17 protein-coding genes are annotated in these 17,916 nt (G+C 67.5%); 4 read left to right on the top strand and 13 right to left on the bottom strand.

Annotated elements, in window-relative coordinates; all coding sequences use genetic code 11:
• Window positions 1-98: 98 nt before the first annotated feature.
• Entirely contained in the window at window positions 99-1,967 is a 1,869-nt protein-coding gene (gene glmS, locus AU198_RS01385) for a glutamine--fructose-6-phosphate transaminase (isomerizing) (RefSeq protein WP_064345666.1), read from the bottom strand.
• Window positions 1,968-2,022: 55 nt separating this feature from the next.
• Between glmS and AU198_RS01380 the strand changes: the two genes are divergently transcribed.
• The 3 genes from AU198_RS01380 to AU198_RS01370 all read left to right on the top strand — a co-directional run bounded on the left by AU198_RS01380 (window position 2,023) and on the right by AU198_RS01370 (window position 5,444).
• On the top strand, window positions 2,023-2,868 hold the full coding sequence (locus tag AU198_RS01380; protein WP_064345665.1) for a dienelactone hydrolase family protein: 846 nt from the start codon (window positions 2,023-2,025) through the stop codon (window positions 2,866-2,868).
• Between the two features lie 36 nt (window positions 2,869-2,904).
• Window positions 2,905-3,957, top strand: a complete 1,053-nt coding sequence (locus AU198_RS01375) for an LLM class F420-dependent oxidoreductase (protein ID WP_064345664.1) — start codon at window positions 2,905-2,907, stop codon at window positions 3,955-3,957.
• A gap of 200 nt (window positions 3,958-4,157) precedes the next feature.
• On the top strand, window positions 4,158-5,444 hold the full coding sequence (locus AU198_RS01370; RefSeq protein ID WP_064345663.1) for a DEAD/DEAH box helicase: 1,287 nt from the start codon (window positions 4,158-4,160) through the stop codon (window positions 5,442-5,444).
• A gap of 247 nt (window positions 5,445-5,691) precedes the next feature.
• Here the strand turns inward: AU198_RS01370 and AU198_RS26040 are convergent, their stop codons facing one another.
• The 8 genes from AU198_RS26040 to rplM form a co-directional block, all read right to left on the bottom strand.
• The gene (locus tag AU198_RS26040; protein WP_156431442.1) at window positions 5,692-5,832 is read right to left on the bottom strand and encodes a hypothetical protein; all 141 of its coding nucleotides are present in this window, start codon (window positions 5,830-5,832) and stop codon (window positions 5,692-5,694) included.
• Window positions 5,829-7,223: a hypothetical protein gene (locus tag AU198_RS01360; RefSeq protein ID WP_064345661.1), complete on the bottom strand. Its 1,395-nt coding sequence runs from the start codon at window positions 7,221-7,223 to the stop codon at window positions 5,829-5,831. The genes AU198_RS26040 and AU198_RS01360 overlap by 4 nt, the downstream gene beginning before the upstream one ends.
• Window position 7,224: 1 nt before the next feature.
• On the bottom strand, window positions 7,225-7,521 hold the full coding sequence (locus AU198_RS01355; protein WP_064345660.1) for a DUF7162 family protein: 297 nt from the start codon (window positions 7,519-7,521) through the stop codon (window positions 7,225-7,227).
• Window positions 7,522-7,561: 40 nt separating this feature from the next.
• Window positions 7,562-8,899 (bottom strand): phosphoglucosamine mutase, encoded by a 1,338-nt coding sequence (glmM, locus tag AU198_RS01350; RefSeq protein WP_064345659.1) that lies wholly within the window; start codon window positions 8,897-8,899, stop codon window positions 7,562-7,564.
• A 145-nt stretch (window positions 8,900-9,044) separates the two neighbouring features.
• A complete protein-coding gene (locus tag AU198_RS01345; protein ID WP_156431441.1) occupies window positions 9,045-9,692 on the bottom strand; it encodes a hypothetical protein in 648 nt (215 codons plus the stop codon).
• A gap of 403 nt (window positions 9,693-10,095) precedes the next feature.
• Entirely contained in the window at window positions 10,096-10,512 is a 417-nt protein-coding gene (locus AU198_RS01340) for a hypothetical protein (protein WP_064345657.1), read from the bottom strand.
• A gap of 237 nt (window positions 10,513-10,749) precedes the next feature.
• Complete coding sequence (gene rpsI, locus AU198_RS01335) at window positions 10,750-11,229, bottom strand: 30S ribosomal protein S9 (RefSeq protein WP_082690808.1); 480 nt, start codon at window positions 11,227-11,229, stop codon at window positions 10,750-10,752.
• Window positions 11,226-11,669 carry a 50S ribosomal protein L13 gene (gene rplM / locus AU198_RS01330; RefSeq protein ID WP_064345656.1) on the bottom strand — a complete coding sequence of 148 codons (444 nt, stop codon included), beginning with the start codon at window positions 11,667-11,669 and terminating at the stop codon, window positions 11,226-11,228. The genes rpsI and rplM overlap by 4 nt, the downstream gene beginning before the upstream one ends.
• 308 nt (window positions 11,670-11,977) lie before the next feature.
• On the opposite strand from rplM, the gene AU198_RS01325 reads away from it, so the two are divergent.
• On the top strand, window positions 11,978-12,169 hold the full coding sequence (locus AU198_RS01325; RefSeq protein WP_064345995.1) for an excalibur calcium-binding domain-containing protein: 192 nt from the start codon (window positions 11,978-11,980) through the stop codon (window positions 12,167-12,169).
• 104 nt (window positions 12,170-12,273) lie between these two features.
• Here AU198_RS01325 and AU198_RS01320 read toward each other — a convergent pair whose 3' ends face one another.
• From AU198_RS01320 to eccCa, 4 genes are all read right to left on the bottom strand, one after another.
• Window positions 12,274-12,570: a WXG100 family type VII secretion target gene (locus AU198_RS01320; RefSeq protein WP_064345655.1), complete on the bottom strand. Its 297-nt coding sequence runs from the start codon at window positions 12,568-12,570 to the stop codon at window positions 12,274-12,276.
• Window positions 12,571-12,580: 10 nt separating this feature from the next.
• On the bottom strand, window positions 12,581-12,904 hold the full coding sequence (locus AU198_RS01315; protein WP_064345654.1) for a WXG100 family type VII secretion target: 324 nt from the start codon (window positions 12,902-12,904) through the stop codon (window positions 12,581-12,583).
• A gap of 67 nt (window positions 12,905-12,971) precedes the next feature.
• Window positions 12,972-14,102, bottom strand: a complete 1,131-nt coding sequence (locus tag AU198_RS01310) for a type VII secretion-associated protein (protein ID WP_064345653.1) — start codon at window positions 14,100-14,102, stop codon at window positions 12,972-12,974.
• On the bottom strand, window positions 14,099-17,806 hold the full coding sequence (gene eccCa / locus AU198_RS01305; RefSeq protein WP_064345994.1) for a type VII secretion protein EccCa: 3,708 nt from the start codon (window positions 17,804-17,806) through the stop codon (window positions 14,099-14,101). Before eccCa ends, AU198_RS01310 begins: the two co-directional genes overlap by 4 nt.
• Window positions 17,807-17,916 lie beyond the last annotated feature (110 nt).

The following is a 17,916-nucleotide window of genomic DNA, read 5'->3' as shown; positions in this document are numbered from 1 at the left end:
CACGTTACGTCGTTGCTCGGCTACGAGACGCCGAAACTGAAGATATCCACGACAAACCGGCGAAAAGTCGTGCAGAACTTCAGATTCGACGGCAGAAACTACTCGACGGTGACGGACTTGGCCAGATTGCGGGGCTTGTCGACGTCATAGCCGCGAGCCTGCGCCACGCCCGCGGCGAACACCTGTAGCGGGATCGTCGACAGCAGCGGCTGGAAAAGCGTTGACACGGCCGGGATCTCGATCAGGTGGTCGGCGTAGGGGCGGACCGTCTCGTCGCCCTCCTCGGCGATCACGATGGTGACCGCGCCGCGCGCCTGGATCTCGCGGATGTTCGAGAGCAGCTTGGCGTGCAGCATCGGCGCGTTCTTCGGTGACGGCATCACGACGATGACGGGGAGGTCGTCCTCGATCAGCGCGATCGGACCGTGTTTGAGCTCACCCGCCGCGAAGCCCTCGGCGTGCATGTACGCCAGCTCCTTGAGCTTGAGCGCACCTTCGAGCGCGACGGGGTAGCCGACGTGCCTGCCAAGGAAGAGCACCGTCTGCGATTGAGCGAAGCGGTGCGCCAGCGCCCTGACCGGTTCGACGATTTCGAGCACCCGGGCGACGAGTTCGGGCATGGCCTCCAGCTCGCGGTATTCGCGCTCCACCTCGTCGGGGTACTTCGTGCCGCGAGCCTGTGCGAGCGCAAGGCCGACAAGGTAATTGGCCGCGATCTGGGCGAGGAAGGTCTTCGTCGACGCCACCCCGATCTCGGGTCCGGCGCGGGTGTAGAGCACCGCATCGCATTCGCGCGGGATCTGGCTGCCGTTGGTGTTGCAGATCGCCAGCACCTTGGCCTTCTGCTCCTTGGCGTGCCGCACCGCCTCGAGGGTGTCGGCGGTCTCGCCGGACTGCGAGATCGCCACCACCAGGGTGTGACTGTCCAGAACCGGGTCGCGGTAACGGAATTCGCTGGCCAGCTCCGCCTCGACGGGCAGCCTCGTCCAGTGCTCGATCGCATACTTGGCCAACAGCCCGGAGTGGTAGGCGGTCCCGCATGCCACCACGAAGACCTTGTCCACCTCACGCAGCTCCTGATCGGACAGCCGCTGTTCGTCGAGCACGATGCGGTTGTCGACGAAGTGGCCCAGCAGCGTGTCGGAAACCGCCGCGGGCTGCTCGGCGATCTCTTTGAGCATGAAGTACTCATAGCCACCCTTTTCGGCGGCCGACATGTCCCAGTCGATATGGAACGAGCGGGCACTCGCACCGTCGTCCACGCCGTCGAAGTCGGTGATGCGGTATCCGTCGGCGGTCACGACCACCGCCTGATCCTGGCCGAGTTCGACCGCGTCGCGGGTGTGCTCGATGAACGCGGCGACGTCCGAGCCGACGAACATCTCGCCGTCACCGACGCCGACCACCAGGGGCGTGGAGCGGCGCGCCGCCACGATGGTGCCCGGGTCGTCGGCGTTGGCGAACACCAGCGTGAAGTGCCCTTCGAGGCGCCGCAGCACTGCGAGCACGGACGCCGGGAAGTCTCCGGCGGTGGGACCGTGGTGAAACTGCCAGGAGACCAGGTGCACCGCGACCTCGGTGTCGGTGTCGCTGGCGAACTCCACGCCGGTCTTCTCGAGTTCGGCCCGCAACGCGGCGTAGTTCTCGATGATCCCGTTGTGGACGACGGCGATCTTGCCTGCGGCGTCGCGGTGCGGATGGGCGTTGCGGTCGGTGGGCCTGCCGTGGGTGGCCCACCGGGTGTGGCCGAGGCCGGTGCTGCCGGCAAGGCTGGACGCTTCGGTGTCGGCCAGCGCGGCTTCCAGGTTGGCCAGCCGCCCGGCCCGGCGCCGGACCGTGAGCCCGCCGTGTCCGTCGAGCAGAGCGACGCCCGACGAGTCGTAGCCTCGGTACTCCATCCGGCGCAGCGCGTCGACGACGATGTCGCAGGCAGGACGCTGCCCGACGTAGCCGACGATTCCGCACATAGGCATTCAGGGTAGTGCAAGAGCGGCTCAGAACCCCGTCGGCTACGGTCGTCTGGTGGCCAGCACGAAGAAGCTCTTCAAGGCCCTGACCCGCCGCGGCCCGCACCGCGTTTTGCGAGGTGACCTGGCCTTCGCCGGGCTTCCCGGTGTCGTATTCACCCCCGATTCCGGCTTCAGCCTGCCCGGCGTGGCGTTCGGCCACGATTGGCTTGCGGCGGCCGACCGCTATTCCGGCACGCTGGAGCATCTGGCGTCCTGGGGCGTCGTCGCCGCGGCGCCGGCGACCGAGACGGGATTGGCCCCGTCGGCGCTCAACTTCGCCTATGACCTGGGCACGACGCTCGACATCATCACCGGTGTCCGGCTGGGACCGGGAGAGATCAGCGTGCATCCCAACAAGCTCGGCGTCATCGGCCACGGGTTCGGCGGGTCTGCTGCGGTGTTCACCGCGGCGGGGATGCCGGTCAAGCCGAAATCCGTCGTTGCGATCTTCCCCACAGTCACCGCACCGCCCGCCGAGGAGCCCGCGGCAACGCTGCAGGTACCCAGCCTGGTTCTCAGCGGGCCGGGCGATCCGATGACGCTGCGGTCCAACGCGGTCGAGCTGGCCCGGGCGTGGGACAAAGCCACGCTGCGCACGGTCAGCAAGGCCAAGCCGGGCGGGCTGATCGAGGGCCGTCGGCTGGCCCGCGCCGTCGGGTTGCCGGGAGCCGACCGCAGCACCCAGAAGGTGGTGCGGGCGCTGATCACCGGCTACCTGCTGCACACCCTGACCGGTGACAAGACCTACCGCGACTTCGCTGATCCCGACATCGCTCTGCCCAAGGCCCCGAACGTCGACCCGTTCGCCGAAGACCCGGTCGACCTGGAGAACAAGGTTGTAGCGCTGCTGAAGCCCTGACGTGACCAACCAACCGGTTGGGTGTATAACTCGATGATGCGCACCGGGATCTTCCTCAACTACACCGACGGCTTTCTGCAGGCCGTCGATCAGGTCGTCGAGCTCGAGAAGGTCGGCGTCGATCTCGCCCTGGTGGCCGAGGCGTACTCCTACGACGCGATCAGCCAGCTCGGATTCCTCGCGGCCAAGACGACGCGCATGGAACTCGGGACCGGCGTCGTGCCGATCTACATCCGTACGCCGACGTTGTTGGGGATGACCGCCGCGGGCCTCGACTACGTCTCCGGCGGCCGGTTCCGGCTCGGCATCGGCACGTCCGGCCCTCAGGTGATGGAGGGTTTTCATGGCGTGCCGTTCGACGCGCCGCTGGGACGCACCCGGGAAGTGGTCGAGATCTGCAGGCAGGTGTGGCGCCGCGAGCGCGTGCAGTTCGACGGCAAGCACTATCAGATTCCGCTGCCCAGCGAGGGACCCGGGGCCCGGGGCACGGGCCTGGGTAAGCCGTTGCACTTGATCAATCACCCTGTGCGCGACCGTATTCCAATCACAATCGCCGCATTGGGGCCGAAGAACGTCGAACTCACCGCAGAGATCGCCGAGGGTTGGCAGCCGGTGTTCTTCTTCCCCGAGCAGGCCGACGCCGTGTGGGGTGAGGCGCTGCGTGCCGGGTTCGCCAAACGCGACCCCTCGTTGGGGCCACTCGATGTCATGGTCAGCGCCCCCCTGGCCATCGGCGAAGACCTCGACGACCGGTTGTCGTGGGTGAAGCCGCAATTGGCGTTGTACATCGGCGGGATGGGCGCGCGCGGCCGCAATTTCTACCACAACCTGGCCACCCGCTACGGATACGGCGAGGTCGCCGACACCATCCAGGACCTGTACCTTGCCGGCAAGAAGGCTGAGGCGATCGCGGCGGTACCGGATGACCTGGTCCGCAGCGTGTCGCTGGTCGGGCCGCGCGGGTTCGTCAAGGAGCGACTGGCCGCGTTCGCCGAAGCCGGTGCGACGACGCTTCTGCTGCAGCCACTTTCCGTCGACCGGCGTGAAATCCTCGATTTCGTCGAGGAACTGCACGGCTTGCTGCCGTAGCCGATTACGCCGAACGGCGATGCCCCTGTACTGTGGGCACAGCGGCATCTTCTGTTCTGCCTTTTGCCGCATCGCCAAAGGCGATAATCGACCCAGTTCGATCGTCACACCGAGCGCCGCGGATCATCCGCGCCGGGCAGGACGACCACCCTGAACTTTCGGAGTTTTACTTGTCTGTGCAAATCCCCTGTGGCACAACCGTGCCCACTTTCGCCGACCTCGGTCTGCCGAAGGCCGTCGTTGCCACTCTTGCCGCCGACGGCGTCGAGTCACCCTTCCCGATCCAGGCGGCGACGCTGCCCGACTCGCTGGCCGGTCGCGATGTCCTCGGCCGCGGTCGCACCGGATCCGGGAAGACATACGCCTTCCTGCTGCCCGTGGTGACGAGACTCACTGCGAGTCCGGCCAAACGCGTTCCCGGCCGCCCGCGCGCACTCATCCTCGCGCCGACACGCGAACTGGCCGCCCAGATCAGCGCGTCGCTCGCACCGCTGGCCGCGGCCACCGACCTGCGCACGGTGACGATCATCGGCGGCGTCGGACCCAACCCCCAGATCCAGGCGTTGCGGCAAGGCGTCGACATCGTCATCGCCTGCCCGGGCAGGCTCGAAGATCACGTCAAATCACGCCATGCCGACCTGTCGGGCGTCGAGATCACCGTGCTGGACGAGGCCGACCACATGGCCGATCTCGGCTTCCTTCCCCCGGTGAAGCGCCTACTGGACAAGACCCCTCGCAACGGGCAGCGCATGCTGTTCTCCGCAACCCTCGACGGCGGCGTCGACGTGCTCGTGAAGCGATACCTCACCGATCCGGTTGTGCACAGCGTCGATTCGGAGCAGTCACCGGTGACGGCGATGGAACACCACGTGCTGCATGTCGACAAGGCGGCCCGCCTCGGCGTGCTGGCCGACCTGGCAGCGTCACCGGGCCGGACCATCGTGTTCGCGCGCACCAAGCACGGCGCCAAGAACCTTGCGCGACAGCTGAACTCGCGTGGTGTGTCGGCAGTGCAGTTGCACGGCAACCTGTCCCAGAATGCGCGCACCCGCAACCTCGCCGCGTTCTCCGACGGCTCGGCGACCGTGCTGGTCGCGACCGACATCGCCGCGCGAGGCATCCACGTCGACGACGTGAGCCTCGTCGTGCACGCGGACCCGCCCGTCGAACACAAGGCCTACCTGCATCGATCCGGACGCACGGCGCGCGCCGGAGCCGACGGCACGGTGGTGACGTTGATGCTCGACGAGCAGGTATCCGACGTGCGACAGCTGACCCGTAAGGCCGGCGTGAAGCCGACGATCACCCGACTCAGCGGCGCGTCGCATCCGGTCCTGAGTCAAATCGCCCCGGGCGAGCGGACGTTCGGTGATCCAATCGTCGCCAGCAGGCCCGAACCTGCGCGGCCGCAGCAGCCGTCGACGGCCAGGGCTCGCCAGCAACGGCGTCGGCGCCCTGCGCGGTCGCGGCGTCCGGCGAGGGCCTAGCACGGCGCGCGTTGAAGTTGCTCGCGCAACAAACTTTCGACAGTAGCTGGCTCACGTTTCGATTGCGGCAACGCCGATTCGTCATCAATTTGGTTACTCAAACGTGACCACAGATGTGGTGATCCTCGTGCAGCCTTGGGTATCCGGGTGTCACTCCTGAAGGGGGTGGGGCAATGGGAACGATCACCTATCCACCGCGCATCACGTGCGAGCGCAGTGTGCGAACCTCCGTGTCGCCCCGCGTGCGTCACGAGATCGACAGCAGGGCCGTCCATTTCTGGTGCGACCACTGCGGTACCAACCACCGGAGTCGGTTGATTGCCGCCGAGTGCGTCCGGCTGCTGATCAACGGCCCCGATCCGGGCTCGGATTCGTAGCTGTCGCTCATTCGCCGACCTGCGGTAGCTCATCGGCGGCGATCTCGCACGGCGTACCGGCGTCCGGTGGCTCCGGCGACATCGCCAGCGGCTCGGGCTTCACTTCCGGCGGCTCGGCAGGCACCGCCGGTGGTTCTGGAGGCAGCGTCGCTGTGGGCTGTGGTTCCGGTTGACACATCGGCTCGGCGACCGCGGGATCAGTGGCCTCGTCGGGCCCGGCCGCCCCATCGGTGATGTCGTCGCCCGCATCAGTTGTCTCTGACGCGTCGTCAGCCTCTGTCGTTTCACTGTCGTCGATTTCGTCGAGATCGGGTTCCGGCAGGCCGTTCGGCTCACCATCGTCGAACGCGTCGTCGAGCGCACCGTCGTCCAGCAATCCGCCGAGCATGTCGCCCAGTTGCTGGCCGAAACTCGTGAGGCCGCCTCCAAAGTCGGGTATTCCTCCGCCGAGCGAAGGCAACGACGGAGCGGTCGCCGGCTGTGGGACCGAAGGTTCGGTCGGGAGCGCCGGCGCGGGTGGCGTCGGCGCTGCGACGGGTACGGCAGCGGCAGGCGATGCGAGCGGCGGAGGGGCCGCTGATGCGCCCCATCCGGCCGGTATGACGGGAGCCGGTACAGCCGGGTTTGCCGCGGCGCCTGAGGCTGGGATTGCCGGGGCGCCCACCGCCGGGGTCGCGGGGACACCCGCCGACGACGGCGTCCATGCCGGTCCGAGCTCGCCGGGAATGTCGAACGTGGCTTCGGCCTCGGATGCGAGTTCGGTGGTCGTCGCCTCATATGCGGCGTTGATCGCGTCGGCGGCCTCCCTCATCGCCGAAAGCCACTGGCCGCCGATCACCGTGTCCACGAACGGCTTCACCTCGTGGTCCACCAACTCACTGGCGACCGCCCGGTCGCCGGCGCCCGTGGTGACGGTGTGTGCGGCCGCCAACCAGTCCGCGCGTCTGGTCTGCACGCCCTCGTCGATGGCCACCACCTTCGCCACTTTTCCGTCCACCGCTCGCCACAGCCGCTCGCGCAGATCGGTCAGCGCGACTGCGGCGGTCCGGACGGCCCCCGCAGCGATGGTCGCCGCCTCGTCGTGGCGGCGCAGAAAATCCCGAGATGCGTTCGCGCCCAGGCCCTGCCACGCGTCTGTCAGCGCGGTCAGCTGAGCTTTCTGGCGCGCGAGTGCATCCTCGGCCACCGTCGCGGCCGCTTGCAGTGCAGCACAGTCAGCTTCGAGAGCGCCCAGGTCCAAACCGTTCTCGGCGGCGTACCAATCGTGTATCTGTCCGGGGTGTGCCGTCAGATCCGGATGTCGGTAGCCCAGGCTCTGGCATGCCAGGACGTACTGAGCGACATCGCCGACACCGGGCGCCCCGTCGGCCAATCGCGCTGCAGCATCCAAGCTTTCGCTCATGTCAGGCCAACCGGTCGGCAGCCCGTGCGTCGGCCTCGGCGTACCGGTCGACGGACGCGCGAAGCGTGACGGCGATCTCGGCCGAGGCACGTGACCATCGTCGCAACTGATTTACCACGTCGTCGACAGTCGACCGCACCGCGTCACCACCCGCGGCATAGGACCGCCCCGCGCAGGCCCCGTCGAACGCCAAACCGTTCAGATGCGTTCGCACGGCGGCGTCGACTGCGTCGGCCACCCCCTGGTACTGCCGCGCGACACTCAACAAAGCGGCGGGATCGACACGTGATGCGTCCATATAGGAGTTGGACGCGCGGCGACCGCGACCGGTTCCACTCTCAGCGTTGCGCGCTGACCTGCTCGGCCACCCGAACGGCCAACTGCCGCGCGGTGTCCTCGTCGGCCGCCTCCACCATCACCCGCACGACTTGCTCGGTTCCCGACGGGCGCAGCAGGATTCGACCGGTGTCGCCGAGTTCGGCCTCCACCTCGGCGACCGCGGTGCGGACCGATGGCGCGTCGGCGACGGTCGCCTTGTCCGCCACCTCGACGTTGATCAGGACCTGAGGCAGCGTTTGCATCGGCTCCGCGAGCGCGGCGAGCGGGGTGCGTGTCTGCGCCATGCGCGACATCAACCGCAACCCGGTGACGATGCCGTCGCCCGTCGTGCCCCACGCCGGCATCACGATGTGGCCCGACTGCTCACCTCCGAGCGAATACCCCCCGGCGCGCAGTTCCTCGAGGACGTAACGATCCCCCACGCTCGTGGTGCAGACTTCGATCCCGGCCGCCCGCATGGCCAGGTGCAGGCCGAGGTTGCTCATCACGGTCGTCACCAAGGTGTTCGACGCCAGTTCGCCACTCTCCTGCATCGCGAGGGCGAGGATGACCATGATCGCGTCCCCGTCGATCACGCGCCCGTGGGCGTCGACAGCGAGGCAACGATCAGCGTCGCCGTCGTGCGCGAGGCCCAGGTCGGCTCCGTACGACACCACCGCGGACCGCAGCGTCTCCATGTGCGTCGAGCCGCAGCGCTCGTTGATGTTCAATCCGTCGGGCTGGGCATTGATCGTGATGACGTTGGCGCCCGCGGCGCGGTAGGCCTGCGGCGCGGCAGCCCAGGCGGCGCCGTTGGCACAGTCGACGACGAGTGTGAGTTGGTCCAGCCTGGTCGTGACGGCCTTGCCGACATGTCGCAGATACCGGTCAAGGGCGTCCGCGGCGTCCACCACCCGACCGATCCGGGCGCCCGTGGGCCGGTTTCCGGGACCCTGATGGACCAGTTCTTCGATCCGGTTCTCGGCGGCGTCGTCGAGTTTGTGGCCACCGGGACCGAAGATCTTGATGCCGTTGTCGGGCATCGGGTTGTGCGAGGCGCTGATCATCACGCCGAAGTCCGCGTCGTAGGCGCTGGTCAAGTAGGCGACGGCCGGGGTCGGCAGTATCCCCACGCGCAAGGCGTCGACGCCTTCGCTGGTCAGGCCGGCGATGACCGCTGCCTCGAGCATTTCGCCGCTGGCCCGGGGGTCGCGGCCGACGACGGCCACCCGCCTGGCGTGGCCACCGGCGGAGGCCAACCGGCGCGCCGCCGCCGAACCAAGGGCTAGAGCCAGTTCGGCGGTCAGATCCTGGTTGGCGACGCCGCGCACCCCGTCGGTGCCGAACAGTCGAGCCATGCCGACAAATTTCTCATATCTGGCCGCCGGAGAGCCAACCGCGCGTGTCGGGGGCCGTGCCGTCGCCGAATCGGTACCCAGACGCGACTCACCGCCCGCATCCCGATGGATGTGGGCGGTGAGCCTCGATCTCAGTGGTTGAAAGTCAGCCTCCAAGGATGGCGAGGATCTGATTCAGCAACTCGATGATCGGCCGCAATGGGTTGGGCGGCACGGGAAGGCCACCTGCCAACGAACACAGCAGCGAACCGAGCAAACCGCCGGCCGGATCTGCGGTGATATTGAGCACGACCTGATTCAGGTCGACGATCAGGCCGAGCAACTCCAGATGCAGCGGCCCCAGCACCAGATTGAGAACATCACACACTGCCTGCTGACTGGCGAAACGGACCTGCTCATCCTGGCCGGTCGTTGCGGAGGACGGCTGAGCTTCTCCACCCGGAACCGAGATGTCGTTGACCGGCATCGAGAAATTCGAGATGTTGACGTCCTGGGCAGCGCCCCGGTCACCAGGTTGGTTTCCCTGTTGCGGCTGACCCGGCGAGACCAGCTTTCCGGTCAGCTGACCGGTCAGTGCGATGCCGGTGTTCGAGGAGGTGGCACCGTTGGCGTCGGCCATGGCGGGTCCAGCCCGCTGGGCGACATCCTTTGCGGCGGTTGCGGTGAATTGACCGTTGAACTTGACTCCGTTCGGGCCGGTTCCCTGCACCTGGACGACATTCTTCTTGCCGACACCCGGTGGCTGGGCCGCTGCGGTTCCAAGGCCGGTCACACCGCCGACGAGGGCCAGCATCGCGGCGCTCACCACAACGGTGAGCAGTCGCATCAGATGGGTTTTCATGATCACTCCATTCTTGATTTCAGGAAGCAGCGACCCGGCCCCCCGACTGCTCCTGACGTCACGCCGGTGGCGGTATGGACCGCCATGCGCGCAGCATCCGTGCTCCCACGACGGTGGTTCCTTCTGGGCGGAGACCTAAACGGCATTTGCCACAAAAATTTTCGTAACCGTAAGTAAATGGAACAGGTCTAATTAGCTGTGAAGTCAATAGTTGTCTGCGTCATCAGTGAACAGGCGCCATTTAGGTGGTCGCACAAAGGTTGACCGGAGCGGGCAAAAAACTCTGCGCCCCAATTAGACCCGGAAACGACTCACCGCCCGCATCCGGACGGATGCGGGCGGTGAGGTTGCTTTGTTAGCTGCCGCCGTTCTCGGCGGTCGGGGCCGTCGGCGAGGTCGTCGGCGCCTCGGACGTCGGCGTTGCCTCATGCTGCTCGGCCTGGCCCGGCGCGTTCTCCGAGTGGCCGGGGCCGTTCTGCTGGATCGCGACGGTGCCGAGGTTGTTCGTGCAGACCGTCTTCTCGGTGCCCTCGGTGTCGGCGGCCTGCACCAAGGCGGTCACCGAGCTCACGTCGGTGTGGCACACGTCGGCGGCGATCTGCGCCGCGGCGGTTACGTCGACGTCCTGCAGGACACCGGCGTCACCGATCGAGACGTTGACGCGGTTGTCCGCCGCCGTGTCCGGCTGTGCCATGGCCATGCCCAGACCGGCGGTGAAGAGCAGCGAGCCGCCCAACACGGCGCCCGCGGTCAGTGTCTTCGCGTTCTTCATCAATTGCTCCTTCTCAGTCAGGAGACGACGATCCGATCCCCCAACGAGGTGACTGGCTCGTTACCGGTGGCAGTTGCGGTCTGCCGCGCGTGCAGCGCCGCCGCCTCCAACCCCGGTGCATTCACAACGGGCCGCTCGACGAAACCGGAAACGCGCGATTGTGAGAAAGACCGCAGCGCCACGTTTGATGCAAAAACCGCCGGTGTGCGGTGCACATCGGCGGTTTTCGCGGATCGATCAGCGCTTGCTGTACTGAGGCGCCTTGCGGGCCTTCTTCAGGCCGTACTTCTTGCGCTCGATGGCCCGCGGGTCGCGGGTCAGGAAGCCGGCCTTCTTCAGTGCGGGCCGGTCCTCGGGCTGCACCAGGATCAGGGCCCGGGCGATGGCCAGACGCAGCGCACCCGCCTGACCGGACGGGCCGCCACCGTCGAGGTGGGCGTAGATGTCGAAGCTCTCCACCCGATCGACGGTGACCAGCGGAGCCTTGATGAGCTGCTGGTGGACCTTGTTCGGGAAGTAGTCCTCGAGGCTACGGCCGTCGAGGTTGAACTGGCCCGTTCCGGGAACCAGCCGAACCCGGACGACGGCCTCTTTGCGGCGGCCGACGGTCTGGATGGGGCGGTCGATGAAGACCGGCTCACGGGGCGTCGCCTCGGCGGCGGCCTCGGTCACGGCATCAGTTTTGTCAACGGTCTCGGTCCCAGTCGTCTCTGTCATTGCGCCACCTGCTTGATCTCGTACGGAATCGGCTGCTGGGCGGCGTGCGGATGATCCGGCCCGACATAGACGCGCAGCTTCTTCTTCACCTGACGGCCCAGCTTGGTGTGGGGAATCATGCCGAGGATCGCCCTCTCGACGACCCGGTCGGCGTGCTTCTCCATCTCCTCCCCGAGCGAGCGCTTGCGCAGACCACCGGGGTAACCCGAGTGGCGGTAGAAAAACGTGCGGTCCGCCTTGTTACCGGCGATCGCGATCTTCTCGGCGTTGACGATGATGACGAAATCGCCACCGTCGACATTCGGCGTGTATGTCGGCTTGTGCTTGCCGCGCAGCAGATTCGCTGCTGCAACGGCGAGCCGGCCGAGCACCACGTCGGTGGCGTCGATGACGTACCACGAACGTGTGGTGTCACCCGCCTTCGGCGTGTACGTAGGCACAGCGCTACCTCTCCTCTATCGGGTTTCCTGTCCCGGTGGTCCGGGTGCCGGTCAGGCGCATCCGGTGGGGTGATCTCGGCGACCGACGTTGACCCGAGGACCCGTGCTTACCGCACGCCAACGAGGCAGCTTACCTGGGCGCGTCGCCGCAGGTCAAAACGGTGCATCGGCCCGAAGTCCGAGGGTGAGACCAAAGCATAGGGAAACTCCTGATTCGTTTTCGATTCCGTCCGCTTACCGTGGTCGCGGGGGGTGGCAGCAAACCGGCCGTCTCGCATCCGAAAGTTCAAGATCCCAATGGAGTGAAAATGATTCGTGGCTTGATCGTTGCCGCATTCGTCGTCGCGGCAACCGCCGCCGGGGCCGCCACCGCGTCCGCGGACACGTACTACAAGAACTGCTCCGCAGCCCGCGAGGCCGGCGTGGCGCCGATCATGCAGGGCGAGGACGGGTACGCAGAGCACCTGGACCGCGACGGCGACGGCATCGCCTGCGAGTAATCGACGGTGATGCGCCACCGTGGCCGCTCTCCTCGACCACGGTGGCGCTTACCGTGCGGCCCCTTTGGCTCCCCTCCAGTTGGACCGCACAAGCCTCCTCCCGGTCAGGCACCCCATGCGCCTGCGGCGCTGCGGTCGGTCGCGGCCACGTCGTCGGCGCCGTCGCGAACCGCGTTGCCCAGGCTGAACAGGATTTCGTTGAGGGCGCCGGCCGCCTGTTCCCATCGCGCCTGCTCGAGTCGGTACGCCTCGGCCGCCTGGCGGGTCCACACCTGTTGGAGCGGCGCGATCTGTACACGCAACTCTTCGAGGGCGCCGTTCAGCCGGGCCGCGGTGGCGTGGATCTCCTGCCTGACGGTGTATTCGATCTCGTCGAAGTTGTACGACAACACGTGGTCCATCACGACTCCTCTACAGGTTGTTGGCCACCGCGCCGATGCGGTGCGAATGGCTCTCGTTGGCTTCCCGAAGGGTCTGCTGGTTGAGCCGGATGGTCTCGGCGATCCGCTGCAGTGAGGCATGCAGTTTCAGCGACTCCGCGTTCCATCGGTCGACGACGTCGCGGAAGCGGGTCGCCGCGACGCCGCCCCAGACCGACGGTGGCACGGCGGTCATGCGCCCGATGAACGACTGCAGCATCGCGCGAATCTCCTCGTTGCGCGCGTCAGTCTGGCCGGCGACCGCGGTCATCAAGTCGAAATCGGTGTTGAGCGAACCGCCTTGCGGTGTCGTCATGGGGATCCTCTCCTCTAGGTCTTGACTGGTACGACGCAGCACACGCCGGTCCGGTTCCACCCGATTTCTAAGAAATCGCGTGCGCGGACCTGATCGCCTGATCGCAGACCTCGCGGACCGTGGATTCGCGACCCGGTGCGCTCTGGCAGCCGATGGCGATGCGGACACCGTGATCGACGAGAACGGTCCATGCGACGTGATGGTGCGGGCGCAATTCCCGGTAGGTGACGCCGGTCCTGCCCGCCGGGGTGCCGGCGGCGTTGAAGTCGACGAAGACATCACCGGGCTCACCGGCCAGAGCGCTTCGCAACGCGGCCGCAGTCTCGGCAAGGTCCGCCCGCGGCGCGCCCACCGACTGGGTCAGGTGCAGCGCTACGTCGGTGTCGGACGGCGAGGTGATCTGCGCACGGGCCGAGCCCGGCCCTGACGTGATGTGCTCGACCGGCCACGACGCAGGGACCATCACCTGAACTCGCCCCTCCACCAACAGGGTTGACGCGACGGTCGGTTGCCGGTCACCACCGCGCAGGACAAACCCACCGCACACCGCCACCATCGTCGCGAGAGCGGCCGTGAGCACCGCCGCGCGTCGCGGTTGGCTCGAAACGCGCGCGGCGGTGCCGCCATCGGGCACGGAAGGTTCGGCTTCAGGCCGACGAACGGCGCCCTCGTCGGCGAAGCGGACCCCGATGCCCTTGCCGCGCAACCCTTCAGCGATCGCCTCGCCCAGCGACCCGAAGACACCTGGCGCGTCGATCAACACCGGCTCCGCCAACCCGACCGCTGCGACCACCCCCTTCACCACTTCGTCGTCGATGTTGGCGATGACCACGGGGCGGGTGCCGACACGAGTGACAACGACCACCTCCGCGGCGATCTCGACGACGGTTGCGCGTGTCTGCCGTTGGAGCAGCGCGGTACGGCCGATCACCTCGACGGTGGTCGCCGTCGTCGCTCCGCGAACGCGGTCGATCCGTGCACCCGACCACCACGTCGGGCAGACGAGGACGACGTCTTCGGCGCCACCCACCGCGACTTCCATCAGCCGGGACCACAGTTCAGACACCGGCGCGAGATCCTCGCCGACGAGTACGAGGTCCTCGTCGATGGCCTCCAGCGCCAACGAGACCAGTCCGGCGTCAAGCGGATTGGCCCCGTGCACCGTAACCGGCCCGACCTCGACGACGGTGTGGCTCACGGCGGATCCACCCAGCCGACCTGGACGAGGCGCTCGCCCTCGCCGCGGGTGATCAGCGTGGCGCGCCCCGGCGGCAACGACGAGGGCCGCACCGAGCCCATCAGGACACCATCGTCCGCGCCTGCGCTCATCATCGCGCCGAGGCACCCGATCTCCCGCATTCCGGCAAGAAGTGGGTCGAACATCGCCCGCGCGGCGCCACCCGATCGGCGCGCGACAATTACATGCAGACCGAGGTCGGCGGCGTGGGGCAGGAAGTCGGCAAGCGGGGCCAACGGGTTGCCCGTCGATCCGGCCACCAGATCGTAATCGTCAACCACGAGGAAGATCTCGGGCCCGGACCACCACGATCGCTCACGCAACTGCTGTTGTGTCACGTCCTCGCCGGGCATGCGGACTTCGAGCATCGCAAGGAGCTTGGGAATTCTCGCCGCCGCGGCGACCGGTGACGCCGCGTATCCGGCGAGGTGGTCGGATTCCACGACGCCCAGCAGGGAGCGCCGGAAATCCACGATCTCCAGCCGCGCCTGCTCGACGCGGTGAGTCCGGACGATCTCGTGACACACCACGCGCAGCAAAGAGGTCTTGCCGCAGCCACCCTCCCCGAGGACCAGCATGTGCATCTGCTCGGTGAAATCGACAGTCACAGGCGCCAACTCTCGCTCTTCGAGGCCGAGCACCATCGCCCCGGCCGATCCCAGGCTGCACCCGACCAACTCGGGATGCCGGACGAGCGCCGGAAGCAGTTCGATGCGCGGGGCGCAGCGGCCGCGCCACCGCTGTCGATGCCGCTCGACGGTGGTGGCCAACGCCTCGCCGAGTCCCGCGATGCTGGGCACGCCGTCAAAGCGCGGCAGCGCGATCACCATCTCGCGCCCCTCGGCGGTGATACCCCGGCCCGGTGGGCAGTTGGTCAGCGAGCGTGCGCGGCGGCGGTCCATCTCCGACTCGGCCGGGTCGCCGAGTCGCAGTTCTATTCGGGTCGCGATCTGGTCCTTCAACGCTGGCCGCAGTTCGGGCCACCGCGAGGCGGTGATCACCACGTGCACGCCGAACGCGAGTCCCTGCGCAGCGATGGCGCTGATCGGCGCCTCCAACTGCTCGAGCTCGCGACGCAGGTGAGCCCACCCGTCGACGACGAGGAACACGTCGCCGTGCGGGTCGCCGGCCGCGGCGGGATCCTGCGCGGCGCGGCGCGCGCGATACTCGGCCATCGACCCGATTCCCATTGTCCGGAACAGCTTTTCCCGCGACCGGATCAGTGATTCGATGACAGCGACCGTGCGACGGCACAGGTCCGTATCGGCTCGACCCGATACGGTGCCGATGTGCGGCAGTTGCGTGAGGCGCGTGAGCGCACCACCGCCGAAATCCAGGACGTACAGGGAGATCTCGTCGGGGCCGTGCGCCTCCGCGAGGGCCAGCATCAGCGTTTGCAGGGCCGTCGACTTCCCCGATTGAGGGGCGCCGACGATGGCGGCGTTCCCCGCGGCCATCTGCGCGACGAGTAGGTCGCGGCGTTGTTCGAACGGAATGTCCACCAGACCGATCGGGGCACTGAGCGGGTGTCGGGTACCTGTCGACGTGATCGAGTCGAGCGTCGGTGGTGCGCCGAGCGGCGGCAGCCACACGGGGTGTGCGGCCGTCCCTCGTCCCCCGACGCGGTCCAGCACTGCGTCGAGAACGGCCGGTCCAGCTTCCTCGTGCTCATCGACCCGGGCCGACGCGGACGTGGCGGTGAACATCATCGGCGCCCGAACCTCGCTGTTGTCCTCGGGGTCCGGTCGAGGACAGGAGCCGGAGACGAACGCGGTCTGGAACCGGATCAGGTCCCCTGAGGCCGTTTTCAGCAGGGCCGCGCCCGGGGTGCCGGGCAGAGCGTACGCGTCGGGCACACCCAGGACGGCCCGGGATTCACCGGCGGAGAACGTCTTCAGGCAGATCCGATACGACAGGTGGGTGTCCAATCCGCGGAGCCTGCCCTCGTCGAGCCGTTGACTGGCCAACAGCAGGTGGATTCCCAGCGACCGGCCCAGCCTGCCGATCGCGACGAACAGCTCGGCGAAGTCGGGGTGCTGGGCGAGCAGCTCGGAGAACTCGTCGACGACGATGAACAACGCGGGCAGCGGCGGCAGCAAAGCGCCGGCTGACCGAGCCCTGGCGTAGTCCGCGGCGTTGGCGAAATTGCCTGCCGCCCGCAGCAACTCCTGCCTGCGGTGGACCTCTCCGGCCAGCGCGTCGCTCATCCTGGCCACGAGGTGGGCTTCGCCTGCCAGGTTGGTGATCACGGCCGCCACGTGCCGCGAGCGCTCCAAACCGAGAAACGTCGCTCCGCCTTTGAAGTCGACGAGGACGAGGTTCAGGACGTCCGGCGGATGGATCGTGATCATGCCCAGCACCAGTGTGCGCAGCAGCTCGGACTTGCCGGATCCCGTGGCGCCGACGCACAGCCCGTGCGGGCCGATGCCGTTGCGGGCAGCCTCGTTGATATCGATGCAGACCGGTGTTCCGTCGTCCGCTACGCCGATGGGTACCGGGCGCACCTGTTCGCTTTGTGTCCAGAGCTTTTCGGGCGTCAACCGGTTCGGTCGGTCGATGCCCATCAGGTCGAGCCAGCCGCGCACCGTCGACGTGCCACCGGGCGTCGCGGCCTCGAACCTGTGAGCCGCCAGCTGCCGCGCACACATCGTGGCCTGCGTCAGGGTCAGCGAGTCGGGCTCGCAATCCGACTCGGGGCGCCCACCGATGCGCACGGTCAGGCGCTCGCCGTCAACACGCAGACACGACACCGGTTCGACCGGGTCGGCTCCGATCGTGACGATCGAGGCACCGTTCGCCTCCGTCAGCATCTCAACGGGTGCCGGGCTCTCATCCGCGATGACCACGAGGTGCCGGCCGAGCCCGCCGCTCAGGGTATGGGGTGAATGTTCGTAGTGGGGTAGCCATTTGAGCCACTCCCACTCGTGAGACGTCTCGCGGCTGGCGACCACCGCGATCGCTACCTGGTGGGGTTCGTGATGCGCCGCCAGTTGGCACACTATCGCACGCACCAATCCGCGCGCGGGCTCGTCATCGCCACACACCGCGATGACGCCGGGTTGCCGGAGCGAGACCGCGACCGGTGATAGCGGCACAACCGACCGCTGCCGAATCAGAGCGTGCATCGCCGACACCGTCACCGGATCGCGGTCCTCGGGAACCCCTAGGTCGGGTGCCGCCAACGGTGTGCACGGCGTCTGATCGCCCACACCCACCCGCACGCAGCAGAAGTCGTCGCGGTCGGGGCCGGGTCGCACGATTCGCCGGGCGCCCACGAGCGCCCACAACGACTCGGGTGCCGGGTGGCGCGAATACTGTTGGCGACGTTGTTCATCGGCCGTCGCCACGGCCTCGTCGTCGAGATCATCGAGATAGCGCAGATAGCTGCGCCGGTCGCGATCGATCTCGGCAAATCGGTCCGCCCCGCCGCGCGCTCCGTACAGCATCGTGCCGAGCACCGAGACGGCCATCATCACCGGGAAGAACGCGAACATCGGTGTGCGGTTCGCGCCGGCACCGGAGGTGAAGTACACGGCCATCATGCCGACCGCTGCGACGAGCATGGCCAGCGGCAGCAGGCGCGCGACAGGATTGGTGGAAGCCGCTTTGGGCAGCGCCGGTGGTGATTTCACCACGACACCGCATGCCGGCCGGGAGGACTCCATCGAGAGATGAGACGCGGCGGGGACCGATTCGGTTCCATCCACAGCCGACGAAAGAAGTGTCTTCTCCCCGTCGTCGGCGGCGTTACGGTGACCCCACGGCGTCATAGGGG

The organism is Mycobacterium sp. GA-1199, assembly GCF_001500045.1.
GTDB lineage: Bacteria > Actinomycetota > Actinomycetes > Mycobacteriales > Mycobacteriaceae > Mycobacterium.
The sequence above is the reverse complement of the archived record's forward strand: the minus strand, read 5'-3'. Positions and strand labels throughout refer to the sequence as shown.

What these genes read in the sequence shown, in the direction of transcription:
- AU198_RS01375 (WP_064345664.1), top strand. Translation starts at nt 2,905, where the DNA reads ATGCGCACCGGGATCTTCCTCAACTACACCGACGGCTTTCTGCAGGCC.
- AU198_RS01320 (WP_064345655.1), bottom strand. Translation starts at nt 12,570, where the DNA reads ATGGACCACGTGTTGTCGTACAACTTCGACGAGATCGAATACACCGTC.
- AU198_RS01325 (WP_064345995.1), top strand. Translation starts at nt 11,978, where the DNA reads ATGATTCGTGGCTTGATCGTTGCCGCATTCGTCGTCGCGGCAACCGCC.
- AU198_RS01315 (WP_064345654.1), bottom strand. Translation starts at nt 12,904, where the DNA reads ATGACGACACCGCAAGGCGGTTCGCTCAACACCGATTTCGACTTGATG.
- AU198_RS01345 (WP_156431441.1), bottom strand. Translation starts at nt 9,692, where the DNA reads ATGCTGGCCCTCGTCGGCGGTGTGACCGGCCTTGGAACCGCAGCGGCC.
- AU198_RS26040 (WP_156431442.1), bottom strand. Translation starts at nt 5,832, where the DNA reads ATGAGCGACAGCTACGAATCCGAGCCCGGATCGGGGCCGTTGATCAGC.
- rpsI (WP_082690808.1), bottom strand. Translation starts at nt 11,229, where the DNA reads ATGACAGAGACGACTGGGACCGAGACCGTTGACAAAACTGATGCCGTG.
- glmM (WP_064345659.1), bottom strand. Translation starts at nt 8,899, where the DNA reads ATGGCTCGACTGTTCGGCACCGACGGGGTGCGCGGCGTCGCCAACCAG.
- AU198_RS01355 (WP_064345660.1), bottom strand. Translation starts at nt 7,521, where the DNA reads ATGGACGCATCACGTGTCGATCCCGCCGCTTTGTTGAGTGTCGCGCGG.
- AU198_RS01360 (WP_064345661.1), bottom strand. Translation starts at nt 7,223, where the DNA reads ATGAGCGAAAGCTTGGATGCTGCAGCGCGATTGGCCGACGGGGCGCCC.
- eccCa (WP_064345994.1), bottom strand. Translation starts at nt 17,806, where the DNA reads ATGGAGTCCTCCCGGCCGGCATGCGGTGTCGTGGTGAAATCACCACCG.
- AU198_RS01340 (WP_064345657.1), bottom strand. Translation starts at nt 10,512, where the DNA reads ATGAAGAACGCGAAGACACTGACCGCGGGCGCCGTGTTGGGCGGCTCG.
- glmS (WP_064345666.1), bottom strand. Translation starts at nt 1,967, where the DNA reads ATGTGCGGAATCGTCGGCTACGTCGGGCAGCGTCCTGCCTGCGACATC.